The following is an 11,947-nucleotide window of genomic DNA, read 5'->3' as shown; positions in this document are numbered from 1 at the left end:
AGATAGGCTCTTGGTTGATGAAGCCATTTCAAAACAAATAAAAAATGCTTTGCGAACTCCAAATTTAACCTTGTGGAAAAGCGTATTGGCCGTGGTAGATTCAATATGTCCGCAGATATTGCACTGTCTTGCAAAATCCTTGCGAACTTGGCAGGCAGTATGATTACATCTCAAGCATTTGTAGCCCATATTTGATTTAATTGAAGCTAAGTATTTCTTGCAATCTTCATCGGTTTTGAACCGATCAGAGAACTCTAGAAGATTTTGACCTTTAAAAATATCCATAATATTATATGTTTACTGACAATAAAGATATGTATTTAGATACTGACCTCTACACAATAATTCACAAAGCAGACACACGAGGAAACGCTGCTCACGGTTGGTTAAATTCCCGTCATACATTTAGTTTTGCCAATTACCACAACCCAGAACGAATGAATTTTGGAGTATTGCGCGTTCTTAATGACGATAGCGTACAAGCAGGAATGGGTTTTGGCACTCACCCTCACGATAATATGGAAATCATATCCATTCCTTTAGAGGGCGATTTGGAACATATAGACAGTATGGGAAATTCCACCGTCATTAAAGAAGGTGATGTACAGGCCATGAGTGCAGGTACGGGCGTCACCCATTCAGAGAAAAATAAAAACAGTGACAAACAAGTGAAATTCCTTCAGATCTGGGTCATTCCAAACGAAAAAAATGTCAAGCCAAAATATGATCAAATCTCTCTTAAGGATATTGCAAAGAAAAATGAATTTTATCAGATACTTTCTCCTAACAAAGAGGATCAAGGCGTATGGATCCATCAAGATGCTTGGTTACATATAGGAGATTTCTCCAAAGGAAGTTCCGATGACTACAGCATCAAAAAAGAAGGAAATGGGGTCTATGCGTTTATTCTTGAAGGTGACGTAGAAATCAATGATGTCAAGCTTTCCAGAAGAGACGGCATGGGGATTTGGAACACAGATTCCTTTAAGGTCAAAGCAACAGAGAATGCCCGCGTTCTCTTAATGGAAGTTCCAATGAGTCTTTAATTAAGCAGGCATATCACATGGAAATACGTATTGTAGAAAGAGAAAACAAAGGCTTTGCAATGGCGACTGAAAATGGCGTAACGGCCGGTAAAATGACCTACTCCATCGCTGGTTCAGATTTTATAATCATTGACCATACTGAAGTAGAAACAAATTTTGAAGGCAAATCAATTGGTAAGCAAATGCTATATAAAGTAGCAGAAATGGCGCGAGAAAAACATGTTAAAATTCTGCCATTATGCCCTTTTGCAAGTGCCATGTTTAAGAAGCTAACAGACATTCAGGACGTATTAAAACAGTAATAAATAAAAATTAACACTTAAATATTTAAAAAATGAATAACAACACAAATTGGTCAATTGACAACGCACATTCAGAAATCGCTTTTAAAGTAAAGCATATGATGATCTCAACAGTAACTGGTCATTTTGAAGATTTTCAGGCAACTGCAAAAACAAATGGTGATGATTTCAACGGCGCTAGTTTAGATTTTAGCGCAAAAACAGCATCAATCAACACCAAAAATGACGATAGGGATACGCACTTAAAATCGGACGATTTTTTCAATTCTGAAAAATTTCCAGACTTGAAATTCACTTCAAAATCATTTGATGGCAATAAATTAACTGGTAATCTCACCATAAGAGATGTCACTAAAGAAGTTACTTTAAATGCAGAATTTAATGGTGTTGCAGTAGATCCTTATGGACAAACTAAGGCTGGATTTGAAATTAATGGAGAGATTAGCAGAAAAGACTTCAATTTAACTTGGAACGGTATTACCGAAGCAGGAAGTATCGTAGTTTCTGACAAAGTAAGATTAGTGGTAGACGTACAGTTTATCAAACAGGCTTAAGACAATTCGTCACTAACAGAGGTTGATGGAAAAGCAATTTTATGTTTCTAAAGACCCAATAAAAACGGTTTGAGTTGATTCTCAAACCGTTTTTGATTTTCAGTAAGGAAAATAGTAAATATCGATAGGTTCCAGTTAAAATGGCAAAGTATTTGCAACCAATGGAAATAAGAAATAAAACTTAAACTTTTAAAAATTAATTAAAGCATGACAAAGCATATTTTAACTATGGGCGTATTAGCCACATTATTTTTAAATTCTTGTAAAGAAACACCTAAACAGAATAATGCAGAACGCCCAACGACAGAAACTGTTGCTGATGATATTGTAAAATCTACTTCAACTGACAAGAACGGAAAAACATTAGACATAATTTATAACAACACAAAAGGAACAGCCACTATAACTTATAACGGAGAAACAATTGACTTGATTCAGGAAAAATCCGCCTCAGGTATTTGGTATAAAAATGAAAATTACGAATTGAGAGGTAAAGGGAACGACATCCAACTCTCAAAAAATGGAAACGTTATTTTTGAACATCAAGATGATATTGTCAATGTTGAGTCCAAAAGCACCAGCGGTGATGTTTTAAATATGACCTTCAATAATTCAGAAGGTACCGTTAAAGCCTATTTGAACGGTGGCGACCAAATAGATTTAGTCCAAAAGAAGGCAGCCTCAGGAATTTGGTATCATAATGACACATATGAATTGAGAGGTAAAGGAGATCATTATGAATTATCAAAAGATGGAAAAACCGTATTTGAAAATTAATAGCAATTAAAAACTCTATGACTTGCCAGTAAGAATGTAGTATTCTTACTGGTTTTTTATTTCCTATAATTCTATAGGCGACATTTAAAGTGCAAGGGTCTTTAAGATATTTGAGGTTTTATTTACTGACAGAAAGCTCGCCATTAGAAAAGCGAGTGAGTTAAGCATAACTCAAAAATGATTATATTGGTGTTTAATAAAAATTAATGCGCTTCTGGTGCAGACACTTCAGTTTTACTGATGGACAAACGTATATTGGTACTCACGGATTTTTCAAAGAATGCCCTCGATGCGTCCAAATATGCGTTGGAGCTTTATTCGGAACACAAATGCACATTTTATTTTCTGAATACATTTCGTGAAGTCGGGTATCGCATCAACAGTCACATCCATAATTATGCAGGAGAGCTTTCTTATGACATCAAAGCACCAAATACTATAGAAGGTTTTAAAAACCTGATGCACACACTTGATCTGCAAGCTAAAAGCCCAAATCATAGCTACCATACCATATCAAGCCACAGTTCCTTACTTGAAGGTGTAAATGATACCATTGTAAAGCACGATATTGATATCGTTGTTATGGGAACCAAAGGCAGTACCAGTTCCAGAACAGTTGTTTTTGGTATGAACTCCATCAATATAATGGAAAACATAACAACTTGCCCTGTATTAGCAATCCCTGAAGACGTAGATTTTATGCCACCTAAGCAAATCGCATTCCCCACCGATTTTAAAACGCCATTTAAACGAAGGGAGCTCACGTACTTAATAAATATTGCACAAATGCATAGCGCCAATATTCAGGTTTTACATGTAAAGGAGTCAGAGACATTAAACCTTTTACAACTAGGCAATAAAAAATTGCTGGAAACCCTGTTTAAAGATGTCGAACATACTTTTCATGAACTGGAAAAGACATCAGTACATGATGGAATCAATAATTTTATCGATACACACGATAGTGATATGGTGGCATTTATTAACCAAAAACGCAATTTTTTTAACAGACTGATTTCTAAGCCTTTGACAAATGTGCTTGGCTATCGAACGCCAGTTCCTGTGCTAGTCTTAAAAAACCGTATTTAAAACAGGACCTAATGTTAAACAAAAATAGAATTTCTATGGTACCAAATAGTGATATAATACATCATAACAAGCAATGATATGCAATTCCCGTTGATGAATAAAACTTCTTTTATTATGGGATCGCACCAAATAATTTATAACGGTTAAACTCTTGTTAAATACTTTTGGAGCGCTCTGGCAAGTAACGGAAATATTTGTAAATTGATTAAATAAATAACTAATTTAAAAAACCTAAACCAATGGATGATAAAAAACCAAAACTAACCCGACAGACTGGAGCTCCAGTTGGAGATAATCAGAACGTGCAAACCGCAGGACCTCGGGGTCCAATGCTGATGCAGGATGCTTGGTTTCTTGAAAAAATGGCAAATTTTGATAGAGAGGTCATTCCTGAGAGAAGAATGCATGCAAAAGGCTCAGGTGCTTTCGGAACTTTTACTGTGACACACGATATTTCAAAATACACTAAAGCACATATTTTTAATGAAGTAGGGAAAAAGACAGACATGTTTAGCCGATTTTCTACCGTAGCTGGAGAAAGAGGCGCCGCAGATGCTGAAAGGGACATCAGAGGTTTTGCTCTGAAGTTTTATACTGAAGAAGGCATTTGGGATTTGGTTGGAAATAATACGCCCGTATTTTTCTTTCGTGACCCGATGAAATTTCCTGACTTAAACCGTGCGGTAAAACGTGATCCTAAAACCAATTTAAGAAGCCCAAATAATAACTGGGACTTTTGGACTTTACTCCCCGAATCTTTACACCAAGTTACCATAATAATGAGTGATCGTGGTATCCCTACGGGTTACAGACACATGCACGGTTTTGGAAGCCACACGTATAGCTTGATCAACAAGGAGAATATTAGACATTGGGTAAAGTTCCATTTTGTAACGCAACAAGGTATCGAAAACTATACTGATAAAGAAGCCGTTGAACTCGTCGGAATTGACCGCGAGTCGTCTCAAAGGGATCTTTTTGATGCTATTGAAAAGAAGGATTTCCCAAAATGGAAAATGTTTATTCAAGTGATGACAGAAGAAGAAGCAAAAACATACCGCTTCCATCCCTTCGACCTGACTAAGGTTTGGTCCAAAAAAGATTTCCCGCTGATTCCTGTTGGTGAATTTGAGTTGAACAGAAATCCAGAAAATTATTTCCAAGATGTCGAGCAAGCAGCTTTTAATCCAACAAATATTGTTCCTGGAATTGGGTTCTCACCTGACAAGATGCTACAAGGAAGATTATTTTCGTATGGAGATGCACAACGTTACAGATTGGGCGTGAATCACTATCAAATTCCGGTGAACAAACCAACCTGCCCTTATCATTCCAATCACAGAGATGGAACGATGCGTGTAGATGGCAACCATGGGGGCACTTTACATTATAATCCTAATAGCTACGGTGAGTGGCAAGAACAGCCTGAGGCAAAAGAACCACCTTTAGAATTGGACGGTAGTGCTTATGCACACAATTTCAGGGACGATGATGAAGATTACTTCACTCAGCCTGGTGATTTGTTCCGTATTATCAAGGCGGATGGAAAGGAAGACTTATTATTCAATAATACTGCAGCTCAGGTGGGCGGCGCTGAAAAATTTATCCAGATCAGACATATCAGAAACTGTTTTAAAGCCGACCCTGAATATGGGCAAGGCGTAGCAAAAGCACTTGGATTGACCATGGACGAAGTCAACAATTTTGACTTGACTCCTTATGATAGATGGGCGCCAAAACCTACCCATGGATAAGATTTGTAAATCATTTTAATTGACTTAAAACATTGCCATAGATAGCAGATTGTCGTTTATCTATGGCAATACCTTTTGGAAAAAAATTAATCAAATGTTTTTTTCAATCGAGAACCTCTCCCAATACCACAGGCACTGGCGGACAAGCACACGAGGTTTGCACAGAAAATTTGGTTTTGGATAACCAAAAGCATGAGGAATTAAAATCCACAGATGGCAATGAATTATAACTATCAGAAATATAAATAAAATGCAAGAAGAACAAGGACTCATCATAGATTGGGTAAATATGCCCATTTACAATACCATTATGGCCGTGGCAGTAGGTGCAGCACTCTGCTCACTTGCCACAATTGGTAAAGACATCATACAAAAAAAGGAAATAGAACCTATTGGTTGGTCATTGAATTTAGGCGTTTTAGGAATGATATTATTTCTTACGGGGCTTCACATGACACTTACTTGGCCCTTAGCAACCTATTTTCCTTTTGATAACATTGTTTTTGGAGAACCCTCTTTAGCCTTTGGCACAATTCTGTTGGCTTTCTCTTTCTATTTCTGGAAAAAATCAGGTTTATTAATTGAAACTAAAAATGCTCTCATTCCTATTGGTAAAATAGGAAAACAATTTAAATATTTCTTTTATGGTTTAGGACTTGCTTTAATTGCCATCGGTTTTGCCGGTGTCACTTATCAACTTTTTTCGGCCCCCGCTGAAGAACCTTTAACGGGTTACTTTGCAGACTACCCTTTAGTGGAGGCTATTTTCATTTCAGCATTATGGGCCTTTACAGGGGTCGCATCTCTATTAATGCCGACGGTATTTAAATATTTTTCAGAAGGAAACACGACGCTGACTTCAACCTTGAAAATCTCCTACATATTATTATATGGCCTCGGAATGGTATTCTTACTGTTTGGTGCCTTTAACTTTTTTACACATATCGGTCTTATTGTCAATACAATGGGATAGAAATAAAACGAAAAATCATGAACAAAATGTATCCTATCAATTTTTCTCATATCGGTATAACCGTACCAAATCTTGAAAAAGCGATTGAATTTTATACTGAAATAATGGGGTGGTACCATATTTCTGGTCCCATTAAAGTTTCTGAACATAACAAAGACAATTTATCAAGAATCAGCAAATTAGTGTATGGAAAAGGATGGAAATCTTTTAGCTTCGCACACCTTTCAAGTGCCGACGGAATGGGATTTGAACTGTTTGAATTTGAATTAAATAATGACGCTAAAACAACAAGCAATTCCTTTAATATGGGTTTGTCACATTTTTGTGTGCAGCATCCAGAACCCGCAGTATTATTAGAACAAATAGTAGCAGGAGGCGGTAAAATAACCATGTCCCCTCAAGTCATGTATCCTGATGAAAAACCTTATATCATGGCTTTTGCCGAAGATCCATTTGGCAATAGTATAGAAGTGTACTCTCAGTCCTATGAATTGCATAATGTAGGCCCTCATGGTCCAAAAAAATAATACAACTTGACATTTGGTTTTATTGTTTAAAGCATTTACTTGTTTTAAAACTGATTAATCCGCTACTAAACTTAAAAAAAAGACAGATGACACAAGAAATCAAAAAAATGAAACTTGCTGAAGGACTCTTGATAAGAGCAGATCTTATGAAGAAAATAGAACATCTTCAAAATAGAATTAGACCCCTGCTTATTGTTTCGGATGATAAACGACCTCAAGAAGATCCTGATAAATTATTAGCGCAACTGAGAAAATCAATACAAGATTTAGAAGCTATAATCATAAGAATTAATAAAACCAATAATGAAACAACCGTTGAAGACGAAGGTTCTTTGATGGAAGCACTTGCCAAAAGGGATGCCTTAAAAATGCTTTCTGAGAAACTAAGACATATAAGGTACGCTGCACAAGTGGAAAATAGTGGCGCTACGGATCTTAAAACAACTATTGATATTAAAAAACTACAAACTGAAATGGATCAAACCGGAAGGTCATTTAGAGAGATTGACAGCAAGATTCAAGAACTTAATTGGCTTACAGAGCTAAAAGATTAAGCCGAAAGGCGGAATGATCGGGGCGAGTACCAGCCCCTTTTTTTGGTATGTTTTCGGGGCAAACTGAAAACTATTCCACCATGAGCTGCTTGGGTTGCGGCAAAAATGTATTGTTTAGGACCCATTACTGCTTACAAATTACAACTGTACAATATACAATTTACTACCAGGTACTGACCGATCATTTTTTTATCAAATGAAAATAACTAGAACGAAGCATTAGCTATTTACAATCTTGCCATTTTAGGCTCTTCTTCAATAAATCTCATACCATAACTACAACTCTACATGGTCTGCACATCATCTCGGACATAGCTTTCGCTAGTTTTTTCCTTGATCTGAATAAAATAGCGAAGCTCAACAAATAAGACATATTTAGTGATAAATCGATTCATATTTAATCGTCATTAGTTTATCTTTAACAACTCCTGTACTTATGGGGAAATGGAGGCGCAGGAAAATATCAATTCAAACAAATTAAATACAACAATAGCAAAAGCGTATGCCATTATTACAAGATATCCTTATACTACTAGTGTTTTCAGTCGTTATCGTTTTTGTGCTTCAGCGACTAAAACTCCCCTCTATCATCGGTTTTCTATTGACAGGAATCGTTATAGGACCTTATGGCTTGAGTCTTATTGAAGCCGTAGAGCAAGTAGAAACGCTATCTGAGGTTGGGGTAATCTTGTTACTCTTTGTTATTGGAATGGAACTATCCATTAAACAACTGGTGTCCATTAAAAAAACTGTTTTTATCGGTGGCTTTTTACAAGTAGGACTAACCGTAGGTGTTGCAGCCCTAGTTTATCATTTTTTGGGAAATTCTTGGAACGAATCTGTATTTGTCGGCTTTCTATTTTCTCTATCAAGTACAGCCATCGTTTTAAAAACATTACAAGATCGCCAAGAAATTTCTGCACCGCATGCAAGAAATGCTTTGGCAATTCTAATATTTCAAGACATCATAGTGGTGCCAATGATGTTGGTTACGCCAATGATTGCTGGAGAATCTAGTGATATCACCATGGATATTTTGATGTTATTGGTTAAATCGGCCATAGTTGTTGTGCTCACTTATGTCAGTGCACGATATGTAGTGCCCAGATTGATGCATGCCGTGGCAAAGACCAACAGTAAAGAACTTTTCCTCTTGGTCACGATCACTCTCTGTTTTGCTATTGCTTTTCTAACGGCAGAAATAGGATTATCTCTGGCCTTAGGCGCTTTTATCGCGGGACTCATCATTTCAGAATCAGAATATAGCCATCAGGCCACTAGTATCATTCTTCCCTTTCGTGAGCTTTTTACCAGTTTCTTTTTCGTATCTATAGGGATGCTGCTCGATTTGAGTTTTTTCCTAAGCAATATTCCTATCATCCTACTTTTGGTATGTATTGTTCTTATATTAAAATCATCAGTTGCGGCCATAGCCGTGGCTATTCTCAAATATCCTACCAAAACTGCCATCTTAACGGGTTTGGCGCTTTTTCAAGTTGGAGAATTTGCTTTTATTCTTTCTAAGATAGGCATTCAATATAATTTATTAACCCCACAAACCAACCAATACTTTTTGTCCGTTTCAATCGTATCCATGATTTTAACGCCATTTGTCATTATTTTTTCCGAGCGTATTGCCGATAAAGTTCTGGGTGTTAAAAGAAAGCTAGGGTTAAAAAGAGATCTGGATGCAAGCAAGATCGAAGAAATTGTCGAACCCACCTTATCAAATCATTTAGTGATCATTGGATATGGAATCAATGGAAGCAATTTAGCTAAGGCGGCTACGGCGAGTAACATTCCCTTTATTGTCATAGAAACTAATGCTGAAATAGTCAAGCGGGAAAAGGCAAAAGGTTTGCCCATCATTTTTGGTGATGCAACAAATGACCATATTCTTGAAACAGTCCATCTTTCACGCGCCAGAGCAGCTGTAGTCGCAATTTCTGCAAATACTGACACTCAAAATATTATTAAAAATATACGTGCAATTTCTGATTCATTATATTTAGTGGTCAGGACGCGATATGTTAAAGAAACCTCTGAATTGTTGGCCTTAGGTGCCGATGAGGTAATTCCGGAGGAATTTGAAACATCCATACAAATATTTGAACACATCCTGCACAATTTTCTTGTTCCTGAAGGCGATATCGTCCAGCTTATCCATAAGGTCAGGGCCGACAATTATCAGTTGTTTAAAGGCGAGTTAAAAGGCCCTAAAACCTACAGGACAAGTGAACTGGCAGATTTCAACATCAGAAGTTTGCGCATGAGATCAGATAGCAATAAGATTTTAGGAAAACCACTAAAGGAATTGAACCTAAGAGCACTCTATGGCATCAATATATTGGCCATTAAAAGAAAGGATAAATTATTGGAAAGTGTACAGCCTGACGAAATAATTAAACAGGGAGACATAATTTATATACAAGGCGACCAGAGTAGAGTTGAAGAGTTTCATAAACTTATAAACTAAGATAACAACAAAGGATCGGCCTCCTGAGTGTGGCTTCACCCTTTACAATTACAATGGTCCCTAAAAAATTGAACAACGCCATAAAATCATAAAAAATGAACAAACGGTTTATAGTGCTCATTGACTTTTCTGAGTATTCGAGCAATCTGATTAAGTATGCTTGCGATTGGAGCCAAGAAACAAATGCAAAAATTCTGTTGCTTCATCAAACCCATCCGTTTTTACCGGCATTTGCAGAAAAAGACGCCAGAGAATATATTGTTAGGCAAGAGAATGACCAAGCTCTTGAAAAATTAAAAACGCTTGCAAACGTCTTAATTCCGAATTCAATTGAGGTTGCCTATTATGTTTCTGAAATTGATTTTCAAATTACTTTGCCCGAACTGTTGGCTGAACCTTTTGAAAACTTAGTTTTTATAGGACTAAAAGGGACGGGAATTCTAAAAAAATTATTTCTTGGAAGCGTCGCCCTTAGGATTATTGGAAATACAGAAAACACAGTTGTTGCAATGCCCAAGGGAATTGATTCCTTTTCGCACGAAAAAATATTTGTAGCCGTAGGTGAAAAAAAATTCTTGAATATTGAGCAGCTGGACAATTTTCTTAAGTTTATAGACCACCAAAATACGAGCATTACGTTTTTTCATTTGGCTAAACCTAATGAAGACACGAGCCTCATAAATGAAAAGTTACAGAATCTATCAGAAACCTATGCTGACAGGTTCACTACAAACTTTGCAATTTACGAAGCCAATAACCGATTGGACGGTATAAAAGCAGTAATTAACAACAAAATTGATGAAATACTGATTGTTCAAAAAGACTCACGTATTTTAACCGACCAGCTTTTTAGGCGATTTTTAATTAATGATTTAGTTTACGAAGGTCAAACACCATTAATTATTTTACCATAGAAATAAGATGGGCTCATTCAGGCAAAAAGCATAATTTTCAATCACCGTGAAAGCTATCATTCTGACAGCATAATGATGGCAAAAATCTTGGCTTTGTAAAAGAAGAATCGTATATTATGCGTATTAAATTTGGTTTCTATAGATACCTTTTCCAATACAGAAAAGAGCTTTGGTTGATCATCGTAAAAATTACGGAGCAGGAATAAATATCTGGTTTCTTATTGACGTTTTTTTAATTGCGCATGACTAACCTTCTAAAGCACATCAAAGAAATAGGACATAGAAATTAAATAAAATGTACTACCAATTTATTCCAGTTCAATCTTTTTAATCAAAAAAATTAGCAATTAAAGTAATTCGTTAATAAGAAAATGAACATTTAACAATATTAAAAGTTAAAAATCAAAATTATGAAAAAACACAAAATCGCAGTGATTGTAGGAAGTCTTCGTAAAGAATCCTTCAATCTCAAAATAGCAAAAGCATTAATGGCCATGGCTCCAGAATCGTTATCAATGGAACTATTAGATATATCGGGTCTTCCAATGTTCAATGAAGATTTAGAAGGATCACCACCAAAAGAGTGGGTAGCATTACGGGAGAAAATTAGAGCTGCAGATGGACTTCTCTTCGCTACTCCAGAATACAACCGCTCGGTTCCAGGGGTGTTAAAAAATGCCATTGATGTGGGATCCCGCCCCTATGGAGAAAATTCGTGGAACGGTAAGCCTGCAGCGATTATAAGTGTTTCTATTGGCGCTATCAGTGGTTTTGGAGCCAATCACCATTTGAGACAGTCCTTAACGTTTGTAAATGTACCCGCTATGGCACAGCCTGAAGCCTACATTGGTAACGCCGCAGAGCTTTTTGACGATAATGGAAAGTTGAAAAACGACTCTACTAAAGATTTTTTGAGAAGTTTCATGGAAGCTTTTGAGACATGGGTTGATACCCACGTGAAGTCTTAAGGTATTTTATGCC

Annotated in this window: 13 protein-coding genes and 1 pseudogene; 13 read left to right on the top strand and 1 reads right to left on the bottom strand. The window is 36.5% G+C overall.

What is annotated here, in order from left to right:
• A pseudogene (locus tag G525_RS22095) lies at positions 1–285 on the bottom strand (IS1595 family transposase); the annotation flags it as partial.
• 8 nt (positions 286–293) lie between these two features.
• On the opposite strand from G525_RS22095, the gene G525_RS0112910 reads away from it, so the two are divergent.
• The 13 genes from G525_RS0112910 (at position 294) to G525_RS0112850 (ending at position 11,934) form a co-directional block, all read left to right on the top strand.
• Positions 294–1,046: a pirin family protein gene (locus tag G525_RS0112910; RefSeq protein WP_245577796.1), complete on the top strand. Its 753-nt coding sequence runs from the start codon at positions 294–296 to the stop codon at positions 1,044–1,046.
• 17 nt (positions 1,047–1,063) lie between these two features.
• Entirely contained in the window at positions 1,064–1,348 is a 285-nt protein-coding gene (locus tag G525_RS0112905) for a GNAT family N-acetyltransferase (RefSeq protein ID WP_027126538.1), read from the top strand.
• Between the two features lie 32 nt (positions 1,349–1,380).
• Positions 1,381–1,902 carry a YceI family protein gene (locus tag G525_RS0112900; RefSeq protein ID WP_027126537.1) on the top strand — a complete coding sequence of 174 codons (522 nt, stop codon included), beginning with the start codon at positions 1,381–1,383 and terminating at the stop codon, positions 1,900–1,902.
• Positions 1,903–2,109: 207 nt separating this feature from the next.
• Positions 2,110–2,679: an MliC family protein gene (locus G525_RS0112895; protein ID WP_027126536.1), complete on the top strand. Its 570-nt coding sequence runs from the start codon at positions 2,110–2,112 to the stop codon at positions 2,677–2,679.
• 240 nt (positions 2,680–2,919) lie between these two features.
• A complete protein-coding gene (locus G525_RS0112890; protein WP_027126535.1) occupies positions 2,920–3,768 on the top strand; it encodes a universal stress protein in 849 nt (282 codons plus the stop codon).
• Positions 3,769–4,007: 239 nt separating this feature from the next.
• Positions 4,008–5,522: a catalase gene (locus G525_RS0112885; RefSeq protein WP_027126534.1), complete on the top strand. Its 1,515-nt coding sequence runs from the start codon at positions 4,008–4,010 to the stop codon at positions 5,520–5,522.
• Positions 5,523–5,584: 62 nt separating this feature from the next.
• Entirely contained in the window at positions 5,585–5,752 is a 168-nt protein-coding gene (locus tag G525_RS22280; protein WP_157491938.1) for a hypothetical protein, read from the top strand.
• A gap of 20 nt (positions 5,753–5,772) precedes the next feature.
• Entirely contained in the window at positions 5,773–6,495 is a 723-nt protein-coding gene (locus G525_RS0112875) for a DUF981 family protein (protein ID WP_027126533.1), read from the top strand.
• Between the two features lie 17 nt (positions 6,496–6,512).
• Positions 6,513–7,022 (top strand): VOC family protein, encoded by a 510-nt coding sequence (locus G525_RS0112870; RefSeq protein WP_027126532.1) that lies wholly within the window; start codon positions 6,513–6,515, stop codon positions 7,020–7,022.
• Positions 7,023–7,108: 86 nt separating this feature from the next.
• Positions 7,109–7,576, top strand: a complete 468-nt coding sequence (locus G525_RS0112865; RefSeq protein WP_051209927.1) for a DIP1984 family protein — start codon at positions 7,109–7,111, stop codon at positions 7,574–7,576.
• 502 nt (positions 7,577–8,078) lie between these two features.
• The gene (locus G525_RS0112860; RefSeq protein WP_027126530.1) at positions 8,079–10,052 is read left to right on the top strand and encodes a monovalent cation:proton antiporter family protein; all 1,974 of its coding nucleotides are present in this window, start codon (positions 8,079–8,081) and stop codon (positions 10,050–10,052) included.
• A 95-nt stretch (positions 10,053–10,147) separates the two neighbouring features.
• On the top strand, positions 10,148–10,966 hold the full coding sequence (locus G525_RS0112855; RefSeq protein WP_027126529.1) for a universal stress protein: 819 nt from the start codon (positions 10,148–10,150) through the stop codon (positions 10,964–10,966).
• Between the two features lie 410 nt (positions 10,967–11,376).
• Positions 11,377–11,934 (top strand): NADPH-dependent FMN reductase, encoded by a 558-nt coding sequence (locus G525_RS0112850; RefSeq protein ID WP_027126528.1) that lies wholly within the window; start codon positions 11,377–11,379, stop codon positions 11,932–11,934.
• Positions 11,935–11,947 lie beyond the last annotated feature (13 nt).

The organism is Gelidibacter mesophilus DSM 14095 (assembly GCF_000423005.1).
GTDB classification, from domain to species: Bacteria; Bacteroidota; Bacteroidia; order Flavobacteriales; family Flavobacteriaceae; genus Gelidibacter; species Gelidibacter mesophilus.
This window is presented reverse-complemented; position numbering and strand designations above follow the sequence as displayed.

What these genes read in the sequence shown, in the direction of transcription:
- G525_RS0112860 (WP_027126530.1), top strand. Translation starts at nt 8,079, where the DNA reads ATGCCATTATTACAAGATATCCTTATACTACTAGTGTTTTCAGTCGTT.
- G525_RS0112850 (WP_027126528.1), top strand. Translation starts at nt 11,377, where the DNA reads ATGAAAAAACACAAAATCGCAGTGATTGTAGGAAGTCTTCGTAAAGAA.
- G525_RS0112905 (WP_027126538.1), top strand. Translation starts at nt 1,064, where the DNA reads ATGGAAATACGTATTGTAGAAAGAGAAAACAAAGGCTTTGCAATGGCG.
- G525_RS0112875 (WP_027126533.1), top strand. Translation starts at nt 5,773, where the DNA reads ATGCAAGAAGAACAAGGACTCATCATAGATTGGGTAAATATGCCCATT.
- G525_RS0112910 (WP_245577796.1), top strand. Translation starts at nt 294, where the DNA reads ATGTTTACTGACAATAAAGATATGTATTTAGATACTGACCTCTACACA.
- G525_RS0112870 (WP_027126532.1), top strand. Translation starts at nt 6,513, where the DNA reads ATGAACAAAATGTATCCTATCAATTTTTCTCATATCGGTATAACCGTA.
- G525_RS0112865 (WP_051209927.1), top strand. Translation starts at nt 7,109, where the DNA reads ATGACACAAGAAATCAAAAAAATGAAACTTGCTGAAGGACTCTTGATA.
- G525_RS22280 (WP_157491938.1), top strand. Translation starts at nt 5,585, where the DNA reads ATGGCAATACCTTTTGGAAAAAAATTAATCAAATGTTTTTTTCAATCG.
- G525_RS0112890 (WP_027126535.1), top strand. Translation starts at nt 2,920, where the DNA reads ATGGACAAACGTATATTGGTACTCACGGATTTTTCAAAGAATGCCCTC.
- G525_RS0112895 (WP_027126536.1), top strand. Translation starts at nt 2,110, where the DNA reads ATGACAAAGCATATTTTAACTATGGGCGTATTAGCCACATTATTTTTA.
- G525_RS0112900 (WP_027126537.1), top strand. Translation starts at nt 1,381, where the DNA reads ATGAATAACAACACAAATTGGTCAATTGACAACGCACATTCAGAAATC.
- G525_RS0112885 (WP_027126534.1), top strand. Translation starts at nt 4,008, where the DNA reads ATGGATGATAAAAAACCAAAACTAACCCGACAGACTGGAGCTCCAGTT.
- G525_RS0112855 (WP_027126529.1), top strand. Translation starts at nt 10,148, where the DNA reads ATGAACAAACGGTTTATAGTGCTCATTGACTTTTCTGAGTATTCGAGC.